The organism is Piscibacillus halophilus (genome assembly GCF_900110685.1).
In the GTDB taxonomy this organism is placed as follows: Bacteria; Bacillota; Bacilli; order Bacillales; family Alkalibacillaceae; genus Piscibacillus; species Piscibacillus halophilus.
In genome coordinates this window covers 1-18,522 of record NZ_FOES01000019.1, presented here as the reverse complement: position 1 = coordinate 18,522, position 18,522 = coordinate 1, and the positions used below count along the sequence as shown (strand labels likewise).

Sequence of the window (18,522 nt, the reverse complement as noted above, 5' to 3'; positions counted from 1 at the left end):
AGTATATTAATTTTATAATATAAAAAATATTCAGTCTATTAAAGTTGTAATTTTATTTTGATAGGAGTAAAATCCCTTCCCCGTCTTTCGACCGAGTTCACCATTTTTGACTTTTTGCTCAATTAATTTAGACGGGCGATCCGATTCTAGCCCCGTTTCTTCATAACGTTCTTGTTTCACATAATAACTAACATCTAAACCCGTTAAATCGAGTAATGCAAATGGACCGATTGGATGCTTTAATGCTTTCTGTACAATTAAATCAATTTCTTCATGTGAGGCATAATCGTTTTCCAATAGATATACGGCTTCATCAAGTAGGGCTCCTAAAATTCGGTTAGCAACAAAGCCTGAGATTTCTTTATTTAATAAAACAGGTAATTTATTAATATTCTTTATAAACTGAAAAGCGGTATCAGCTGTTTCTGCTGATGTATGTTCACCGCATACAACTTCAACTAGCTCCATTACTAATGGAGGATTGAAAAAATGAGTGTTACAAACTTTTTCTGGACGGTTGGTTGCACTCGCAATTTTAGAGCTAACAATCGTTGAACTATTGGTTGCTAATATTGTGTGTTGAGGCGTTATTTGATCAAGTTCTGCAAACACATCACGCTTCACACTTAGCTTTTCTACAATGGCTTCAATAACGAAATCTACATCTTGGAAATCTTCTAGAGAAGTTGTATAAGTCAATAGACGAAATGCTTTTTCCACTTCTTCTTCTGTTAATTTACCCTTAGCAATACGATTGTTCATATGAAAATGTAATGATTCTTCGGCTTTTTTGAGACGATCTTTCTGAATATCTTGTAAAACAACTTGATACCCTGCCATGGCACACACCATGGCAATTTGGGCTCCCATTGTTCCTGAACCAACGACACCTACTTTCTCAATCCGTTTCATCACCTATCCCTCCTAAGGCTTTAACACTAGCTTCCCTTTTGTTCGACGACCTTCTAATAATTCATGAACTTTCTGAGCTTCAGATAGTTCATATACACCACCTATTGTGAGTTTTAGTTGACCAGTTTGTAGATAAGTTAATAACTCTTTTAAACTTTGTTGGAACAGTTCTTGTTTACGCATGATTTGTGGTAAGAAGAAGCCAATAACAGATTGGTTTTTCCCCATTAAATAAGATGGATTGAGTTTAGGCTGGACACGACTAGCGACCCCATAGATAACTAGACGACCAAAAGGCGCCAAACATTTTAAAGTTTGTTTAAAAATATCACCGCCAACCATTTCTAATGCAACATCTACACCTTCTCCGTCTGTTAGATCTAATACTTCTTGTTCCCAGCCTTCTTGCGTGTAATTAACTAAATGAGTTGCTCCCATGTTTTTAGCATGTTGTAACTTTTCATCTGTACTAGCCGTCGCAATGATTTTTCCGGCACCAAAGATTTTGGCTAGTTGTACTGCAATGGTTCCAACACCACCGGCTGCAGCATGAACTAATACCGTCTCTCCTTCTTCCAATCTTCCCATTGTTTTTAAAATGTGATACGCACTTAATCCTTGTAAAGGCAGAGCAACAGCTGTTTCAAAATCAACACCTTCTGGAATTGGTATTAATGTTTTCTCATGTGTTAGCGTGTATTCAGCATAGCCCTTTGATTCTATTAATGTAACGACACGATCTCCAACTTTAACATGTTTTACATCTGGCCCCACTTCAGCCACGACTCCAGCAACTTCTGCCCCTGGGATAAACGGAAGCTTCGTTTCAACTACATATTGTCCTTCCCGACGTGCTGTATCAGCAAAATTGACACCGATTGCTTTTACATCAAGTACAACTTCACGCCCTGAGGGTTTAGGTTGTTCTAAATCAACATACTGAAGGACTTCTGGACCTCCAAACTCTTTAAACTGAACGGCTTTCATATCATCATCCTCCTATTATCTAACCAGTTAGTATGTCTAAGTTACAAATGTCTACTTTTTACTTAAGTAGACCTTTTAAGATAAATTCAACATATCCTTCAGCTAACTCTTTTTCTTTTATAGGACCTGATGGATCGTACCAAAAATAACTCCAGTTAGTGATTCCGAGTATGGCGTAAGAAAGGATATCAGGCCTCACATGTTCTTGAAACTCGCCATTTGCCATCCCATCTGTAACTAGTTTTTCTAAATTTTTTCTAAACTGATGGCGTTTCGGTGAAATTTTGGCCAAGTGTTCCTCACTGATATGACGCATTTCGCGAAAGAAGATTCTGGCACTTTGAGCACTATGTTTAATTTCATAAGTTAATACTTTAACGATTTGATCTAGCTTTTCCTTTGAATCTATATTAGGATTATTTAATACCTCTTCTTGCTTATCTAGTATATTATTAATAAATTCATAATGAATCATTGCCAGTAATTCATCTTTACTCGTGAAATAGTAATAAAACGTTCCTTTCGTCACACCGATTTCATTGACTATGTCTTGCACGGAGGTTTCGGTAAAACCTTTCTTTCCGAATAGTTGGATACTAGTTTGCATAATTTTATCTTTCAAAATAAAAGCCCCCATCAACTCTTCAATTTAGTATGATTATACCATTTAAGACCTCCGCTTGGGACTGAATTATACAAATTGTCCGACTTTTACATGTCCTTTTAATAGATTTCGAGAAATGATTAAACGTTGTATCTCATCTGTACCATCATAGATTCTCCAAAGTCTCGCCTCACGGTACCAGCGTTCAATTGGCAATTCACGAGTATATCCCATACCACCATGAATTTGTAATACACGGTCAACGACGTTATTACCCATATTAGCTCCATATAATTTAGCCATCGAAGCTAAGTGACGGTTATCTTCTCCAGCATCTAACGTATAAGCAGCATTTAGAACTAACCATTTAGCTGCTTCAATTTCAACAGCTGAATCAGCGATCTGCCATTGAATAGCTTGACGGTCTGCAATTGGTTTACCAAATGTTTTACGTTCTTTTGAATAATCGATGGCCATTTGCAGCAGTCGTTCGGCTGCACCAACAGCTCTTGCACCAACGACCCATCTAGCAAAACCGATCCATTCAAGACCTAATTTGTAGCCTCCATTAACCTCTCCAAGTACATTTTCTTCTGGAACTCTGACATTATCAAAAATTAATGAAGCTGGTCCCCACTCGCCCATGGTATGAATGTATTCTGATACCCATCCCATATCACGGTCCACAATAAAACACGTGACACCGTCAGGGCCTTTTTCTTTATCTGTAACAGCGATGACCATTACAAAATCAGCTTCATTTCCACCAGTTATAAATGTTTTCTCGCCATTTAGAACCCATTCATTCCCATCTTTAACAGCCGTCATTTTAATGTTACGAGTATCTGAACCTGCATCTGGCTCTGTCATCGCAAAGCAGGATTTCTTTTCTCCGTTAATCGTCGGAATTAAATATTTCTTCTTTTGTTCTTCATTTCCATAATAGAGGATATTGTCAGCAGACCCTCCAAATGTAAATGGCACGAACGTCTTTGAAACTTCCATAAGAACAATGGCCATCATCATTTGTCCTAAATCAGCTCCACCATATTCCTCCGGAGTATTAATCCCCCAGAAACCCGCTTCTTTAGCTTTCAATTGCAACTCTTTTAATTTTTCACTAGAAATTCCAGGGCGTCCTTCACGCTCATTTTTAAGGACTTCATTTTCTAAAGGAATCAGTTCCTTCTCCACAAATTTTCGAATCGTTTGTTGAACCATTTTTTGTTCTTCCGTTAATCTTAATTGCATGTTGATCACTCCTTGATATATTTTACTGACCGGTTAGTATGTTGATGTTAAAAAAATATTTTACTCCCATAATCGAAAACTCACTTGACCTTGAATAACCTTTTGACCATCTTGTTTTGCTACGTTCACGTCAAAAATAAGTAATGAATCTTCTCGGTCTACTAATTTACCTTGTAGCGTTAAGACATCATCTAAAAATACCATTCCTGTAAATCGGACACGATAGTCTTCAATATAGCCTTCCTCAATATGCTGAGAAAACAATCGAGATAAATTTCCCATCGTCCACATTCCATGCGCGATAATTCCTGGCAAACCTGCTTTTTCAGCTTCACGATCAATCGTATGAATTGGGTTGTAATCATCAGAAGCACCAGCGTATTTAATCAAATCTAAACGGTTAACCGGTTCTAATTCGATTGGTTCCACAACATCATTAATACTTAATGATTTTAGATTGCTCAATAGCTTAACTCCTTTCTAACCGTTTCTGTTAGAATGATGACCCGTTCATTTTCAAAAATGAGTTCGCCCTGTTCATCTTCACCATAATCTGTGAACGTCAACATTCCTAATGTTCCGCTTTTAGCTTCCTTTTCCATGTAATCTTTTACTTCACGGTAACATTCAACGACATCACCTACGACTAAGGGGCGATGATAATGAAAGCTTTGTTCCCCGTGTATTAACCCAACACTTGGTAAAGTTAATCCCGGAATCGTTCCATAATCCAGCGTAACTGGAAATGTAGCAGGAACTAATAAATTGCTAATTGAAGAATTCTTAGCATAGTTTTCGTCAATATACATGGGATGAGTTTCGCCAATGGCTTTAGCGAATTTTAAAACAGCCCCTTTTTCAATGACATTGGTTACTTTACTCGAACGGTTCCCTATAAATTCGTATAACACTTCCATCCCCCTCTATTAATTTTTTGGCCCTCCTGCAACATAAATCACTTGACCATTCACAAATGATGACGCCTCATCAGCAAAAAATGCAACAGCATTAGCAATATCAGATGGCTTACCACTTCGAGCGACTGGAATTTGACTTACACTGTGTTCAACCAGCTGTTCAAATGTAATTCCAATGCGTTCAGCTGTTGCTTTTGTCATATCTGTTTCAATAAAACCTGGAGCGACAGCGTTGGTTGTAATACCGTATTTTCCTAATTCGATTGCTAACGTTTTAGTAAATCCTTGTAGTCCAGCTTTGGCAGTTGAATAGTTCGCCTGCCCTCTGTTTCCTAGTGCTGATGTGGATGAAATATTAATAATTCGTCCGTATTTTTGTTCAACCATGTACTGTTGAACGACACGTGAGCAATTAAAAGCCCCTTTTAGGTGGACGTCCATGACAAGTTCCCAATCATCATCCGTCATCTTAAATAACATATTATCTCTGATGACACCCGCATTATTGACTAAAATGTCAACGCTTCCAAATTGGTTAACAAGTGCTTCTACCGCCACTTTTACTTGATCTACTTCTGTCACACTTGCAACTTTCGTGAACACATCATAACCTTTTTGACTAAAATCTTGTTCAGCTTCATTGAGTGCTTCTTGATTGATGTCAATGATGCCTACTTTTGCTCCTTCTTCTAAAAATTTCTCTGCAACTCCTTTACCGATTCCACGGCTTCCTCCTGTTATTAGGGCTACTTTTCCTTCAAATCTTCCCATTCGTCAATCCCTCCTAGTGTGTTTATACAAATATCATTATATGATAAAAAATCAGAAATTTACAACTTTTCTAAATACATTTGTTATCTTAAAATAGTTTTAATAATTGGCCAATTCCTTATTGAACTGAGGTATTAAGGTTTTATAAATTTTTTCGATGTCAGTTTTTTCTACTTTTCTAGGATTCATTGGAATGGTTAATTGATCATGTAGTGCGTCATGTGTTAAAACCTCTAAGTGTTCAGGTTCAACGCCTTCAATATAGCTAAAATCTGTTGGGATATCTAATTGTTCGTTAAATTTTTCGAGTAAATCAACTAAAGCATTTGCCGCCTGTTCGTCGCTTACAGCATTTAGTGAAGAATCTAATATTCTAGCTATATCAGCATATTTTTTATAGTTAGAGATTAAATTATATTCTATAGCTTTTGGCAGAATAATAGCATTAGCTAGTCCATGTGGTACTTGAAAAACTGCCGACATTGGGTGTGAGCACGCATGAACAACCCCAAGACCTGCTGTATTAAAGGCTATACCAGCCATCGTACTGGCTAAATGGATTTGTGATCTTGATTCCATATTGCTTGGATGAGCATAACTAGGCAGTAAATGTTCTTTTAACATTTTCATCGCTTGAAGGGCGATGCCATCCGTGATTGGATTAGCAAGAGTCGAAGTATAAGATTCGATGGCATGAACAAATGCATCCATACCTGTCGCAGCAACAACATGTCGAGGCAATGTTAAAGTCAGTGTTGGGTCTACAATCGCTAAATTTGGTGTAAGGAACGGTGAAGCCAGTACATATTTTCGCTCTTGTTGTTCATCTGTAATAACAGCGACCGAAGTTACTTCAGAACCTGTTCCTACTGTTGTTGGAACGCAGATCAAAAGTGGAAGCTTATGAACGATCGGCTCTCTCCCATATACATAATCTAAGACAGAGCCTTCATGACTGACAGCCACACCAACTGCCTTGGCAAAATCCATTGGACTCCCACCACCAACAGCTAATAAGAAATCACAGCCATGTTCTTTGTATTCACTTACACCTCTCATAACGGTGCCAGCATGGGGATTCGGTTCAACATCCGAAAACACATGAACAGCCACACCTTGATCTTTTAGGAGTTTCGAGATTCGATCAACCATTCCCGTTTGAACGAGTCCTGAATCCGTTGCTAAGAATGCATGTGATTTCTTAGTTCTTTTAATTTCTTTCGTAATCGTTTGGTCTAATTTTTTCACTCCATAACTAATCCTATTAGGATTAAAAAAAGTAAACTCATTTAAATTCACATTTTTTCCTCCTTCCCATCATTGAAATCGCTTACATTTAATGAAAATAAAAGTTACTTTTATTAAAATTTATGTTAATTCTATAAAATAAATATGTCAATATTTATTCAGAATTTTCAATCTTGGTTCTCTACCACTCTTGCAAAAATTCACTTTCAATATGCGAGATCAAATAAAACCCCAAATAGATATGGGGTTTATTTAAAATTTATATTATGTCTTTTCATGAATATGATAGAATATTGTCTGTAGCAAAAAACAACTAGAATAGGTGACAACATGGAAGCAAAAACACACATTACAACATCATTAACACTTGCTGCAGGAATTTCAAAGTATTTAGCATTGCCCTTTACTGTTGGTTACTTGGCAGGAACGGTACTAGGGAGCGTTTTGCCCGATATCGATAAAAAAGATTCGTTTATTGGACAACGATCATTAGGGATATCTCACCTTGTTCAAATGTTGTTTGGGCATCGGGGGTTTACCCATTCAGTCCTCTGCTGGGTCATAATCTCTATAATCTGTCTAAATTATCCATCAGCGTTTACATATGGATTATTGATTGGGTACATAGGCCATATTATTGGAGACTTTTTCTCCAATAGAGGTGTTCCAATTCTTTATCCCATTATAAAAAAGCCCTTTAGCCCACCTTCATTTCTTACGTATAGAACAAGTAGTACCTCAGAATCTATTATTTTTGTCAGCTCAATTGTGATTCTCTTAATTATGGTGTTAGATGATTCTTTAATTGATGAGCTTGTTCATTCAATTGAGCAATTAGTCAGTCGTTTTTAATCAATGCTTTTCCACAAAGACCAAGGGAATTCCGCAGGTGGTTGAGAATCCACCCGGATTTCTTCTTTCTTTGTAGGGTGTTCAATTGTTAATGAATGTGACCATAATGCAATTTGTTGCCCTGGTTTATTAACCTTCTCCCCGTATTTTTGATCACCGTAAAGTGGCCAACCTCGAGAGGATAATTGAACTCGTATTTGATGTGGTCTTCCAGTATGTAAATCCACTTTTAGTAAGGATAATCCTTTTTTAGACCCTAAAATTTTGTAATCTAATAATGCTTTTTTAGCTTTTTTATTTTTATATGATGATACATAAACTTTATTTTCATTTCTGTTTTTGAGTAAAAAGTCTTTAAGATAGGCCTCCTGATCAGTTGGCGTTCCACGTACAACAGCTAAATATTGTTTTTGAATAACATTCCTTCTAATTTGATCAGATAAACGTGAGGCGGCTTTGGATGTTTTAGCAAAAACCATCACTCCTCCAACAGGTCGATCTAAACGATGAACCAGACCTAAGTAAACATTCCCTGGTTTGCGATCCCTTTCTTTAATAAATTCTTTAAGAATCGTTAATAAATCCCGATCGTTCGATTGGTCGGCTTGAACGGGTATATTGACTGGTTTTTCTATAAATAGAAGATGGTTATCTTCATACAAAACGTTGATTTCCACTAGCTGAAACTCTCCTTTATATGCTTTTGTCCATAGAATATCACATTCAGGATTTACTTTTCATGCTTAAGTTAATAACTAATAAAGCTCCTTACTAGTTATGTAAGGAGCTTTCAAACTATCTTTGTTGTAGTTTTTCATTCACTTCATTAAGTACTTCTTCAGCTGTCATTCCATCACAGTTAACAATTGATGCATCTGATGTTGTCTCACTCATTCCCATGACGTTTTGATCTTGTCCCGATATACAGCAACAATCACACTCAGCTGCATTATCACCTGTTAATGTGACAACTTCATGACCATTTTCTTGAAGCAATTCCTTTACATCAGTTAGAGTGTCTTCTACTCCTACTTTTGCCATCAACTTCACCTCCATTTTCCCTGACTTAGTTTTTACAGTCACAGGAAAATTATACAAGTGAGTTGAGTTATTGGTACGCTTTTATATCTTGAATCGACTCAGCCTCTGTAACAGCCCTGATAATCGCTTTCTCTAATGCTTGAGTCGCTAAGCTTCCAATTAAGTCTAGAGAGTACTGTCTGTCACCTGTTGCCACCGTAAATATCGTATCTCCATCAAACATCGTATGAGCTGGATAAATCGTACGTCCTATAGCATTATGCGCCATTTGTGAGACCTTTGTTGCCTCTGCCTTTGACAGTTTAGCATTTACAGCTATCACGCCTATCGTAGTATTTTGACCAACTCGACCAAAGGACTCGACTTGTGTTCTCATAAATTGTTCGCTATCAACAAGATCACCTGTTTCTGGATTAATCGCACCTGCTAAGATTGAACCCGTCTTAGGGTCACGAATGTCTCCCAAGGCATTCACCGCAACAATTGCTCCAACGACTAAACCATTCTCTAATGAAATCGCCGTACTGCCTAATCCACCTTTCATGCAATGCTCAAATCCCATTACTTTTCCTACTGTTGCCCCACACCCTGCTCCAACATTTCCTTGTTGGAAGATTCCTCTAGCAGCCTTTTCAGCCGCTTTGTAACCCATATCAGCGTTTGGGCGCACTTTAGAGTCACCAACAGCTAAATCAAATAATATAGCAGATGGAACTATTGGAACGTTCGCAACAACTACATCTAGTCCGATTTCATTCTCCTCTAAAAATTTCATCACGCCACTCGCTGCATCTAAACCGAATGCACTTCCTCCCGCTAAGCAAATTCCATGAACTTCATGGACCATATTAACAGGATGAAGTAAATCCGTTTCTCTTGTTCCAGGTGCTGCTCCTCGAACATCAACTCCCGCTACTGCGCCTTGTTCAGTCAAAATGACCGTACAACCTGTTAGAGCATTTAAATCTTCTATATGTCCTACTTTTACACCTGGGACATCCGTAATATTATCAAAACTCATTCAAGCACCTCCTAGGTATAAACAACCTTGGTTATGCTTTTCTATGCTTCAAAACGTTTTCCCTTTTTATAAGGTAAAATCGATAATACATGATCTTTTTTAAAACGCCTGACTGCTTGTTTTGTATAACAATAAGCTAAGAAGTCATATTCATTATTTTTAACTAAAAGAATAATCCGTTGACTATATTCGCCTTGTTCACTTATATAAATCATTTCTAGACGTTGTTTTTGCTCTAGTGCCCTCTGAAGGATCTGTTCCATCGTAAACCTCCAAATAAGAACGTTTGTTCGTATTATATCACATTAATAATCGAACTATAAGCATTTTGTATAACCCAATAACTGGAAACTAAATATACTAAAAAATGCCCAGCAGTTCATAAATACTGGGCATGCCAATTATTTCTCTAATGCTTTATCACTAACCTCTTCTAGAAAATGATTCATCTTTTTAATCGTCGAACGAATTCGATCTTCAAATAAGACAACATTCGTGAAGTAACCATGAACCATTCCTAATTCTAATTTAGCATCCATCTTAACCCCAGCTTCTTTTAATCGTCTAGCATACGCTAACCCTTCATCCCGTAACACATCATTTTCAGCTACAAAAACAATTGCCGGAGGGAGACCACTTAAATCCTCACACGTTAAAGGAGCTATATAGGGATTATAATAATCGTCTTCATCTCTTATATATTGCTGACCAAACCACTCCATTAAACTACGATCTAATCCATACCCTTTAGCAAACTCATGATATGACGATGTATCATAGGATAAATTGGTCACTGGATAAACTAATACTTGAGCCTTAATTGGGGGACCTTCCCGATCCTTTGCCAACATTGAGACAGCTGCTGCTAAATTACCACCAGCACTATCGCCTCCAACCGTCATATTCGTCACATCACCGTCAATTTCGATTGGATTAGCATACACCCATTCTAAAGCGTTATAACAATCTTCCAATGGAGTTGGATACCGGAATTCTGGAGCTAAACGATAATCAACTGACACTACGATCCGTTTGGTTTCATTCGTTAGAATCCGACAGGTTGCATCGACTAAATCTAAATCACCTAATACCCAGCCTCCACCATGATAATAAATAAACACTGGAAAGGGGCCTTGCCCTTCAGGTTTATAAATTCGAATTGGAATCTCGTAAGCATCTTTCGAAGGAATTGTTCTATTGTCTACTTCTTTAACATCTTCTGGCCTTTCACCAACAATTGGAATCTGTTTAAACAATGCTCGAACCTCGTTAGGCTCCATTGTTGACAAGTCTGGCATTGCTTTAAACATCTCTAAATAAACTTTAGATTGTTCATTCAGGTTAGCCATAGACACCATCCTTTTCTAGATTTGTTTTATTATATTGGTGTCTGTCCTTATTTAGAAGTTAAAATATATACGATATACCTAACTTCATCCGTTTTTTTATAGATTTATAGATGTTTTTGACTATAATAACAACTACTTAATTGTGGCTAGGCTTATCTTTCAACTTTCCCGTCCCATTCCAGCATTCCACCTGGCATGTTCTTTACTTTAAAACCTTTACTCAATAAAAAATCGGTTGCTTTACCACTGCGACCACCTGAACGACAAACCATAATGTGTTCTTCACCTTGATTGATTTCGTTTAAACGTAAATGTAGCTCTCCTAAAGGGATATGTGCTGCTCCAGGTATTATACCTTCTGCCACTTCATCATCTTCACGTACATCAATAATACTTAAATTTTCGTTATTTTCTAATCGTTTTCTTACTTCATCAGGTGTCATTTGTTTATGAGCCATAATTAGGTGTCTCCTTTAACATTATTCTTACCTTAATTTTCTACTATTATCTTAATTTATACAGTAATGGTATCAAACACCATTAGATTTAGATGTAAATTAAAAAAATTTTATTATTTTGTAAGCGGTTCAAACCTCTTCCCTTGTAACCGTTTCCTTTTTGAACACCTTCATGAATAAATCGCTTCCATAACATTATTAATATTATTCTAACTTGAAAAAATAATCAGAAATTAGGTCTAGACAGTACATTAACCCGGTGCTATAGTGATTATTAAATTTTCTAAGGAGGGATTAGGAATGACAGAATTACTTCATAACCCATTGATTGCAACCGTACTCATTTTCACTTTAATCGCATTCGGTGAATGGGTATCGATTGTAACGAAAGCTAGAGTTCCAATGTTATTAACTGCTATGGTGGGCTTCCTAATCCTGTCGTGGACTGGGATTTTCCCAGAAGACATCATGGATCGCTCACAATTCGCTTTATTGGGTTCTATTCTAATTGGTCCAGCTATTGTTCATATGGGAACTTTAATCCCATTAACTGTATTAAAAAGTCAATATAAAGCTGTCATTATTGGTTTAAGTGGAATTATAATTTCTGGAATCCTCGTGTTATCCGTTGTAACATTTGTATTTAATTATGAAACAGCCGTCGCTGGGATCGGCCCCATTAGTGGTGGTGTGGTGGCTTTATTAATTACACAGGAGAAACTAACCGAAATTGGCCTTTTCACCATTATTGTGGTTCCAGCTCTAATTGTTGCTTTCCAAGGAGTATTAGGGATGCCATTAGCGTTAAACTTTATGAGACGCTATGCCGCTAAGATGATCAAGGGAATTGATGATGGGACTTTTGTTCCTATGAATGGAAATGCACTAAAACAACCTCTAGATCAACAGAAACAAGGTCCTTTACGTTCTAGTCCTACCATTAAACTTTTCCTAGTGTTTGTTGTTGGTGCAATTGGAGTCATCTTAGGTGAAATAACAGGTGTTCATTATAGCTTATGGTGTTTAGGTCTCGGAATTCTATCAGTAAAAATTGGCTTACTAGAAAATGAATCATTAAACAAAGCAAATTCTTTTACCTTAACCATGATCGGGATTATCTTCGTGGTCATTGGTACGATGGCAGATGTGACGCCTCAACAAGTTTTAGATAATTTACCGGCTATTTTAACCATTTTATTACTCGGTACTTTTGGTATTGCTCTTGGTGGATTTATCGGATCTAAATTAGTTAAATGGCATCCATACAAAGGAATGCCAGTTGCACTAACAGCATTATTCGGATTTCCAGGAGATTACATCCTTTGTGAAGAAGTAAGTAGAAGTGTGGCTCGTAATGAAAAAGAAGAAAAGATGATTTTTGATGAGCTTTTAACACCTATGTTAATTGGTGGCTTTACCACCGTAACAGTGGCTTCAGTCATCATTGCAGGTATTTTAATTCAAACTCTATGAGGAGGTTTTACAAATGGCAAAAACATTAATTAAAAATGGTTTATTAATCGATGGAAATGGTGGTGACCCTCAATCCGATCAAGTCGTAGTTATAGAAAATCAACATATTGTCTACGTAGGTCCTGAATCTGAATATAATGCAACAGGAAATGAAAAAGTACTGGATGCTCAAGGAGGAACCATTCTTCCAGGACTAATTGATACGCACGTACACATGATGATGGAGTATTCACCTTTATCAGAACGTCTGACTAAACCTTTTTCTTACATGTACTTTGAAGCTCAAAAATATTTAAAGAACACATTAAATGCTGGTGTAACGACGGTCCGTGATGCTCTTGGAACGGATTTAGGTGTTAAAAAAGCAATAGAAGAAGGTTTGATAAAAGGTCCAAGAATGCAGCTAAGTATTAACGCCTTAACCATTACAGGCGGCCATGGGGATGGGACACAATTAAACGGGGATGTATTAGACATCCTCCCTTCTGGACATCGCGGCATGCCAGATGGACGTTGTGATGGAGTCGCTGAGGTTCGAAAGAAGACACGCGAAATGCTACGAGCTGGTGCTGAAGTCATTAAAGTGCATGCCACAGGTGGAGTCCTTAGCCCTACAGACCACCCTGAATTCACTCAGTTCTCACTTGAAGAATTAAAAGCCATTGTCGAGGAAGGAAAGTTCCGTAAAGGGGTTAAAGTCATGGCCCATGCCCAAGGTTCTGAAGGGATTAAAAATGCGGTTCGAGCTGGGATTCACTCGATTGAACACGGAATCTTTATTGATGATGAAGCAATTGAACTTATGCTTGAAAACGGAACATACCTTGTTCCAACCTTACTAGCTCCGGTATCCGTTTTAGAAACAGCAGATGAAAAAGGAATGCCACAATCTGCCGTCGATAAATCTAAAGAGGTGATTGAACAGCACAAAGCTAGTTTTACCAAGGCTTATCAAGCAGGAGTTAAAATTGCTATGGGCACAGATGCAGGTGTCATGAAACATGGTACCAACTTACGCGAACTAGGTTTAATGGTCGATGCTGGCATGACGCCAATGGATGCCATTGTAGCGACGACGAAAACAGCTGCTGAATGTTTAGGATGGGTAGATCAAATAGGAACGATTGAAGAAGGTAAAATGGCAGATGTAGTTGTTGTAAAAGGAAACCCTCTTGAAAATATATACTCATTAGCTGACAACGATCAAATTCAATATGTTATTAAAGATGGCCAAGTGGAAAAAGATTTACTTCATACCAAAGAAAAAGTTGTTTCTTAAAACCATTTAAAAAGTGCTATCCCAAAGTCATATAAAGTGACGAATTGGGACAGCACTTTTTTAATTAACTACCTTAGATTTACACTTTTCTCGTACTAATTTTCAAGTTCTTGTATTTCATTCGATATGTCATTTAACTTTTTCTCAAGCTCAAAAATCAAACGCTCTTTAGATGATGGTTCACGTTGGGTTGCGATTTGTTTCGCACCACGGATCGCTAATAACTGTTTAACCAAATAACGAATTAAAAACTTTTTATAGTTCTCTTCTAAACGTCGATTTTGATTCTTTAACATCACATTCATATTTTGATAGTGATCGTTTTCTTTATTTAATACGTTATGCTGAGTCTCTAATTGTTCAACTCGATGTTCATATTGAACTTTATATTGAACATACCGTTCGACTTCTTTATTCTTATTCACTAATTCCTCTTTTATCTGTTGCTTAGAGGATTGAGCATGAAATAAATGATCTTGTAGCTTCTTATAGTCATTTTTTAAATCTTGGTAATCATCCTTTAACTGACTATACTCGTGATTCATTTTCTCTAAAGCCTGCTGATACATATGGACTTTTATATTCGCAACATCCAAATGACTTTTATACTTATCTAATTTCTCCTCTAATGAATATAAATGCTCTTCTAACTCCTCATTATCAGATTCAAGGATCGCATTTTCTTGTTTTAATTGCTCAATCATCTGATATTTATAGGTTTGTTTATAATTATTTAATCGCTTTTGTTGCTTTTTCAATTCTGATTGAACATGGATGAGTTTTTGTTGTAATTGAATAGGGTCTTGTACTTTTCTAGACAAAAACATCCTCCCCTTCTGACATCCTGGCTACTTATGTATATGCCCTGATCAAAGGAGAAGTTCTTTAATTAGTTAGGGTTCGTATGTTCTTGAATCGCTTTATTTATTTTTTCATGGATTCGGTTTAGTTGTTCGTTAAGAGGTTCGACTTCTTCAATTTCTTGAGCCGACTGTGGGGTTACACCTTGATCATTCACTTTATCTTCCAAACCAAGCAGTAAATACATCAATAATAAATGCATGCTTTCGCCTTCTAAGTAAATAAAACTTTGATCGGGATCCTCATTCTCCTTCATTTTCTCAACCTGTTCACTTAACGTTTGATGTAACAACTTCTTAATTAGAAGGTTTCGATCTTGAGTCATGAGCTTCCTCCTTTTAGTTGTCCGCTTATATTAATAGAATTAAGCGCGGGAATACCTTTTGGTGTTTGGTCACTATAAACGTAAGCTAAAACAGCTGCTTGGTAAGAAGCTTCAGGTTGCCATTTGATTTGAAAGTTTGAAAATACAAGGTTTTCTTCTGGAGTGATTCTTTGATGTTTGATTGGTCTTAACCAATAATCTTGCGATTCCCCTTCTTCAGTGAACCGTTCCCAACCATCTACTTGAGCTTTATTTTTATGTTCAGGATTAACTATTTTCCCATTTAACTGAAATAAGCCATTTTCAGGTAATTTTATACAAATATAAGGATTGGTTATGTCCTCAGATCCAAGATTTTGAATAGTAAAATTCCCTAGCAAAAGATGTTCGCCACCATCGTACATGATATTAACCGAATAAGAAAAATAACTAATGAGTTGAACACCTTTTGTCTGTACTTGCTTTTTTTCTTTTAAAATTCCGATTAACTCATCCGTCTGTTTTTCAACTAAATCTAATTGATTTTTCAAGCGTTTAACCGAATGATCACTCATGATTAAGACACTTCCTTCATAGATTAAGATTAAGCGCTACTTTATATTTATGCGTATGGCATTTGTTTATGAAATAGACTGTAATCTATGACAAAAATACATTTATAGATTATAAATGCACCAATCTATTAAATGTACAATATGATAATAATGTTAAGAGGTGAGTCTAGTTGGGAAAACATGAATTCCATGAAAAGAATGATGTAGAACAATTAAAGGCTAAATTAAGTGAATCCTATCAAATGCTAAAGATGTTAAAAGAAGAAAACAATCAACAAATTAATTCGGATATTAAGACTGACCTCAAGTCACTTATTAAAAAAATAAATCATATAGAAGGAGCTGTACAGAAATTGAATGAAGATCAACAGGAGCGTGTAGAGAATGTAGATAATCAGTCACCTTCCATTCAACAAGAATTAAAAGAATTAAAATCTATTTTCTTAACCATGCAACAAGATCTTAGTGATATAAAACAATTACTTTCAGAACAAAATGAAGTTAATCAAACACCACCAACTACCCAGCCGATGAATCAACAACAGCCTGTACCCCAAAACCGATCAATGAACACTCAAGTACATCGCCCTAGCAGAGCATCTGGATATAGTCAGTTACAACAAATTTTCAACTCGTCAAGATCTGTTCAACAATATAAAAAAAAACGGTAAATAGATATCATGTTAAAGCTAAAAATAATCCTAAACCATCAGAGGAAAAACAACCTCAAAAACAAAAGAACGATAAACAGGTTGATGTAGAAAAAACAGAAACGAAAGAACAAACCTCCCAAAACAGGAATTCTCTTATTAACTCAAAGAAAAATGAGACCAAATCACCATTAGAACAACTACTCAATTCTGCTTTCTTTAGGAAGAAAAAATGACACATGCTGATCCAATTACAATCAAGCGCCACGTATTAAATGAAATGATAGAGCACGCCACATATTCTTTACCGTCTGAGGGTTGCGGATTATTGATCGGTCAGAAAAGGAAAATTCAAACATTTTTACCTTTGATTAATGAGTCAAAAGATGAAAATCAGTTTAAAATCACTTCTAAGCAATTAGAACGGGTTTTATCAGCGGTATCATTCATAAATCAAGAGGTGGTTGCTATTTACCATTCACACCCTTCCACACGTGCGGTCCCTTCATCTCTTGATTTAAGAAATCATATGGATACCGATGTTAAAATGATCATCGTTTCCTTAAAACATTTAAAACCAACTGTAAAATGTTATGAAATTTTAAACCACCTTGATTATAAGGAATGTCCTTTAATTATTGACAATGGTTCGGGAAAGGAAGTGAATGAAAATGGGAAAAAAGTTTAAAGCTACTCCAACAAATGTGAAAAAAAAATCTACCAAAAAGAAAAAGAATTGTGGTTGTGGCAAATAAAATAATAGAGGCTCTTTAGTATAATGGTTAAATACTAAAGAGCCTTTTTAATATAATCGTTCATCATAATTATATAAAAAATATGATTAAAATATGCTCTCTCACTACATCACTTCATGGCTAAAGCATATTCTATCAGTGTAAGAACTTCAATAGTTTAGAAGGACTTACAAAACTACTGCAAAGAAAAGAGAGAGGTGTTTGCTTTAATGAAACCTAATCATATATCAGGTGGGCAAGAACTATTATGTATTAATACAGAAAAAGTCTATGACTGGATTTTTAATGAAGAAACATTCGAGATCAACCTTGCTGCACTAACTCTACCAATTGGTGTAACATGTGATCTTATTGACGAATTAGAGATTACATGTAATATTATACCTCAAGCAGTTGAAATTCTTGATCGTGAAGATCGTGAATTCGTCATTGACGGTGTAGAAATTACTTTACAATTGGTAACGATTCGTAAGACATTTGAAGTTGAAATTGAAATCCCAGTCCTAGATGGAGTTGAAGTCATTGTTCAAGTATTAAGCAGAACAGAGCAAGTGATCTTATGTGCTCCAGAAGGAACTGACATTAACGTTGAATTCACAGAAGAAGAATGTACAATTGTTAGCCTTGACTGTGATGAGGATGCTTTAACATTAGATATTGCGCTTCAAGTACGTCTATGTCAAAGTATCCAATCTGTATTCGATGTCACACTAGAATTAGTGGCGGACTTCTGTCAACCACGTGAACAGCTCGAGTTACCTCCTTGCCCAGTTCCAGAAATTCCACCTCAGTGCCCGGTTATCTTCCCAAATAATGCAGAAAACGGGTTTTAAAAGGATAAAGGATCTGACTAAACGTCAGATCCTCAGGCTGTCGAGAAAGTCTCGACAGCCTATATTTTTTGCCTAAACTTTAACAATTCACCGCGTTAATTTGTTATAATATAGTTAGATTAATAAAAGGCGGTGTTCCCATGTTTAATAGTAATAAAGAGCGTCAAATGGAAATAGAAATGGTTACAATTGATGAGCTTGTCCCTGATGATCATTTATTAAGAAAAATAGATCGATACATAGACTTTTCTTTCATTCCAGAAAAAGTTCGTTCATATTACTCTGAAGATAATGGTCGACCTTCGCTCGACCCACTCGTATTATTCAAGATGATGTTTGTAGGTTATTTCTATGGGATTCGATCTGAGAGAGAATTGGAAC

24 protein-coding genes are annotated in these 18,522 nt (G+C 36.4%); 7 read left to right on the top strand and 17 right to left on the bottom strand.

All coding sequences use genetic code 11. The annotated features are described in order from the left end of the window. Positions 1 to 30: 30 nt before the first annotated feature. The 8 genes from BMY57_RS09580 to BMY57_RS09545 all read right to left on the bottom strand — a co-directional run bounded on the left by BMY57_RS09580 (position 31) and on the right by BMY57_RS09545 (position 6,741). Positions 31 to 912 (bottom strand): 3-hydroxyacyl-CoA dehydrogenase family protein, encoded by an 882-nt coding sequence (locus tag BMY57_RS09580; protein WP_091773799.1) that lies wholly within the window; start codon positions 910 to 912, stop codon positions 31 to 33. A gap of 12 nt (positions 913 to 924) precedes the next feature. Continuing rightward, the gene (locus tag BMY57_RS09575) at positions 925 to 1,899 is read right to left on the bottom strand and encodes a quinone oxidoreductase family protein (RefSeq protein WP_091773798.1); all 975 of its coding nucleotides are present in this window, start codon (positions 1,897 to 1,899) and stop codon (positions 925 to 927) included. A 58-nt stretch (positions 1,900 to 1,957) separates the two neighbouring features. After that, positions 1,958 to 2,521: a TetR/AcrR family transcriptional regulator gene (locus BMY57_RS09570; RefSeq protein WP_091773797.1), complete on the bottom strand. Its 564-nt coding sequence runs from the start codon at positions 2,519 to 2,521 to the stop codon at positions 1,958 to 1,960. Between the two features lie 69 nt (positions 2,522 to 2,590). Continuing rightward, entirely contained in the window at positions 2,591 to 3,754 is a 1,164-nt protein-coding gene (locus tag BMY57_RS09565; RefSeq protein ID WP_091773796.1) for an acyl-CoA dehydrogenase family protein, read from the bottom strand. Positions 3,755 to 3,814: 60 nt separating this feature from the next. Continuing rightward, on the bottom strand, positions 3,815 to 4,219 hold the full coding sequence (locus BMY57_RS09560) for a MaoC/PaaZ C-terminal domain-containing protein (RefSeq protein WP_091773795.1): 405 nt from the start codon (positions 4,217 to 4,219) through the stop codon (positions 3,815 to 3,817). Next, the gene (locus BMY57_RS09555; RefSeq protein ID WP_439895795.1) at positions 4,216 to 4,671 is read right to left on the bottom strand and encodes a MaoC family dehydratase N-terminal domain-containing protein; all 456 of its coding nucleotides are present in this window, start codon (positions 4,669 to 4,671) and stop codon (positions 4,216 to 4,218) included. The genes BMY57_RS09560 and BMY57_RS09555 overlap by 4 nt, the downstream gene beginning before the upstream one ends. 9 nt (positions 4,672 to 4,680) lie before the next feature. Beyond that, a complete protein-coding gene (locus BMY57_RS09550) occupies positions 4,681 to 5,442 on the bottom strand; it encodes an SDR family NAD(P)-dependent oxidoreductase (RefSeq protein ID WP_091773794.1) in 762 nt (253 codons plus the stop codon). A 99-nt stretch (positions 5,443 to 5,541) separates the two neighbouring features. Beyond that, positions 5,542 to 6,741 (bottom strand): iron-containing alcohol dehydrogenase family protein, encoded by a 1,200-nt coding sequence (locus tag BMY57_RS09545; RefSeq protein WP_091773793.1) that lies wholly within the window; start codon positions 6,739 to 6,741, stop codon positions 5,542 to 5,544. Between the two features lie 279 nt (positions 6,742 to 7,020). Between BMY57_RS09545 and BMY57_RS09540 the strand changes: the two genes are divergently transcribed. Then, positions 7,021 to 7,542, top strand: coding sequence for a metal-dependent hydrolase (locus tag BMY57_RS09540; protein WP_091773792.1), 522 nt, complete (start codon positions 7,021 to 7,023; stop codon positions 7,540 to 7,542). Here BMY57_RS09540 and BMY57_RS09535 read toward each other — a convergent pair. From BMY57_RS09535 to BMY57_RS09510, 6 genes are all read right to left on the bottom strand, one after another. Further along, on the bottom strand, positions 7,539 to 8,219 hold the full coding sequence (locus tag BMY57_RS09535) for an RluA family pseudouridine synthase (protein WP_091773791.1): 681 nt from the start codon (positions 8,217 to 8,219) through the stop codon (positions 7,539 to 7,541). The genes BMY57_RS09540 and BMY57_RS09535 overlap by 4 nt on opposite strands. Before the next feature lie 118 nt (positions 8,220 to 8,337). After that, positions 8,338 to 8,583, bottom strand: a complete 246-nt coding sequence (locus BMY57_RS09530) for a YkuS family protein (RefSeq protein WP_091773790.1) — start codon at positions 8,581 to 8,583, stop codon at positions 8,338 to 8,340. Between the two features lie 67 nt (positions 8,584 to 8,650). Continuing rightward, positions 8,651 to 9,604 carry a P1 family peptidase gene (locus tag BMY57_RS09525; RefSeq protein WP_091773789.1) on the bottom strand — a complete coding sequence of 318 codons (954 nt, stop codon included), beginning with the start codon at positions 9,602 to 9,604 and terminating at the stop codon, positions 8,651 to 8,653. A gap of 41 nt (positions 9,605 to 9,645) precedes the next feature. Continuing rightward, a complete protein-coding gene (locus BMY57_RS09520) occupies positions 9,646 to 9,867 on the bottom strand; it encodes a WYL domain-containing protein (protein ID WP_091773788.1) in 222 nt (73 codons plus the stop codon). 138 nt (positions 9,868 to 10,005) lie between these two features. Then, positions 10,006 to 10,953, bottom strand: coding sequence for a LipP1 family hormone-sensitive lipase (lipP1, locus tag BMY57_RS09515; RefSeq protein ID WP_091773787.1), 948 nt, complete (start codon positions 10,951 to 10,953; stop codon positions 10,006 to 10,008). Positions 10,954 to 11,105: 152 nt separating this feature from the next. Next, complete coding sequence (locus BMY57_RS09510) at positions 11,106 to 11,411, bottom strand: rhodanese-like domain-containing protein (RefSeq protein WP_091773786.1); 306 nt, start codon at positions 11,409 to 11,411, stop codon at positions 11,106 to 11,108. A gap of 300 nt (positions 11,412 to 11,711) precedes the next feature. Here BMY57_RS09510 and BMY57_RS09505 point away from each other — a divergent pair, with 300 nt between their 5' ends. Both BMY57_RS09505 and BMY57_RS09500 read left to right on the top strand, forming a co-directional pair. Further along, a complete protein-coding gene (locus BMY57_RS09505; RefSeq protein ID WP_091773785.1) occupies positions 11,712 to 12,884 on the top strand; it encodes a hypothetical protein in 1,173 nt (390 codons plus the stop codon). 13 nt (positions 12,885 to 12,897) lie between these two features. Then, positions 12,898 to 14,163, top strand: coding sequence for a metal-dependent hydrolase family protein (locus tag BMY57_RS09500; RefSeq protein WP_091773784.1), 1,266 nt, complete (start codon positions 12,898 to 12,900; stop codon positions 14,161 to 14,163). A 95-nt stretch (positions 14,164 to 14,258) separates the two neighbouring features. Here BMY57_RS09500 and BMY57_RS09495 read toward each other — a convergent pair whose 3' ends face one another. The 3 genes from BMY57_RS09495 to BMY57_RS09485 form a co-directional block, all read right to left on the bottom strand. Continuing rightward, the gene (locus BMY57_RS09495; protein WP_091773783.1) at positions 14,259 to 14,984 is read right to left on the bottom strand and encodes a hypothetical protein; all 726 of its coding nucleotides are present in this window, start codon (positions 14,982 to 14,984) and stop codon (positions 14,259 to 14,261) included. Between the two features lie 68 nt (positions 14,985 to 15,052). Beyond that, on the bottom strand, positions 15,053 to 15,349 hold the full coding sequence (locus tag BMY57_RS09490) for a hypothetical protein (protein ID WP_091773782.1): 297 nt from the start codon (positions 15,347 to 15,349) through the stop codon (positions 15,053 to 15,055). Next, positions 15,346 to 15,903: a hypothetical protein gene (locus BMY57_RS09485; protein ID WP_091773781.1), complete on the bottom strand. Its 558-nt coding sequence runs from the start codon at positions 15,901 to 15,903 to the stop codon at positions 15,346 to 15,348. Before BMY57_RS09485 ends, BMY57_RS09490 begins: the two co-directional genes overlap by 4 nt. Before the next feature lie 170 nt (positions 15,904 to 16,073). Here BMY57_RS09485 and BMY57_RS09480 point away from each other — a divergent pair, with 170 nt between their 5' ends. The 4 genes from BMY57_RS09480 to BMY57_RS09465 all read left to right on the top strand — a co-directional run. After that, positions 16,074 to 16,574, top strand: a complete 501-nt coding sequence (locus tag BMY57_RS09480) for a hypothetical protein (protein ID WP_091773780.1) — start codon at positions 16,074 to 16,076, stop codon at positions 16,572 to 16,574. 211 nt (positions 16,575 to 16,785) lie between these two features. After that, complete coding sequence (locus tag BMY57_RS09475) at positions 16,786 to 17,241, top strand: M67 family metallopeptidase (protein ID WP_091773779.1); 456 nt, start codon at positions 16,786 to 16,788, stop codon at positions 17,239 to 17,241. A gap of 276 nt (positions 17,242 to 17,517) precedes the next feature. Continuing rightward, the gene (locus tag BMY57_RS09470) at positions 17,518 to 18,141 is read left to right on the top strand and encodes a BMQ_0737 family morphogenetic spore coat protein (protein WP_091773778.1); all 624 of its coding nucleotides are present in this window, start codon (positions 17,518 to 17,520) and stop codon (positions 18,139 to 18,141) included. A 140-nt stretch (positions 18,142 to 18,281) separates the two neighbouring features. Then, a partial coding sequence (locus BMY57_RS09465) for a transposase (protein WP_143063817.1) occupies positions 18,282 to 18,522 on the top strand: 241 nt, incomplete at its 3' end.

Bases quoted from the DNA above. Each gene is read 5' to 3' on its own strand.
- BMY57_RS09580 (WP_091773799.1), bottom strand. From the start codon at position 912: ATGAAACGGATTGAGAAAGTAGGTGTCGTTGGTTCAGGAACAATGGGA.
- BMY57_RS09575 (WP_091773798.1), bottom strand. From the start codon at position 1,899: ATGAAAGCCGTTCAGTTTAAAGAGTTTGGAGGTCCAGAAGTCCTTCAG.
- BMY57_RS09565 (WP_091773796.1), bottom strand. From the start codon at position 3,754: ATGCAATTAAGATTAACGGAAGAACAAAAAATGGTTCAACAAACGATT.
- BMY57_RS09555 (WP_439895795.1), bottom strand. From the start codon at position 4,671: ATGGAAGTGTTATACGAATTTATAGGGAACCGTTCGAGTAAAGTAACC.
- BMY57_RS09550 (WP_091773794.1), bottom strand. From the start codon at position 5,442: ATGGGAAGATTTGAAGGAAAAGTAGCCCTAATAACAGGAGGAAGCCGT.
- BMY57_RS09540 (WP_091773792.1), top strand. From the start codon at position 7,021: ATGGAAGCAAAAACACACATTACAACATCATTAACACTTGCTGCAGGA.
- BMY57_RS09530 (WP_091773790.1), bottom strand. From the start codon at position 8,583: ATGGCAAAAGTAGGAGTAGAAGACACTCTAACTGATGTAAAGGAATTG.
- BMY57_RS09525 (WP_091773789.1), bottom strand. From the start codon at position 9,604: ATGAGTTTTGATAATATTACGGATGTCCCAGGTGTAAAAGTAGGACAT.
- BMY57_RS09520 (WP_091773788.1), bottom strand. From the start codon at position 9,867: ATGGAACAGATCCTTCAGAGGGCACTAGAGCAAAAACAACGTCTAGAA.
- lipP1 (WP_091773787.1), bottom strand. From the start codon at position 10,953: ATGGCTAACCTGAATGAACAATCTAAAGTTTATTTAGAGATGTTTAAA.
- BMY57_RS09510 (WP_091773786.1), bottom strand. From the start codon at position 11,411: ATGGCTCATAAACAAATGACACCTGATGAAGTAAGAAAACGATTAGAA.
- BMY57_RS09505 (WP_091773785.1), top strand. From the start codon at position 11,712: ATGACAGAATTACTTCATAACCCATTGATTGCAACCGTACTCATTTTC.
- BMY57_RS09500 (WP_091773784.1), top strand. From the start codon at position 12,898: ATGGCAAAAACATTAATTAAAAATGGTTTATTAATCGATGGAAATGGT.
- BMY57_RS09490 (WP_091773782.1), bottom strand. From the start codon at position 15,349: ATGACTCAAGATCGAAACCTTCTAATTAAGAAGTTGTTACATCAAACG.
- BMY57_RS09485 (WP_091773781.1), bottom strand. From the start codon at position 15,903: ATGAGTGATCATTCGGTTAAACGCTTGAAAAATCAATTAGATTTAGTT.
- BMY57_RS09475 (WP_091773779.1), top strand. From the start codon at position 16,786: ATGACACATGCTGATCCAATTACAATCAAGCGCCACGTATTAAATGAA.
- BMY57_RS09470 (WP_091773778.1), top strand. From the start codon at position 17,518: ATGAAACCTAATCATATATCAGGTGGGCAAGAACTATTATGTATTAAT.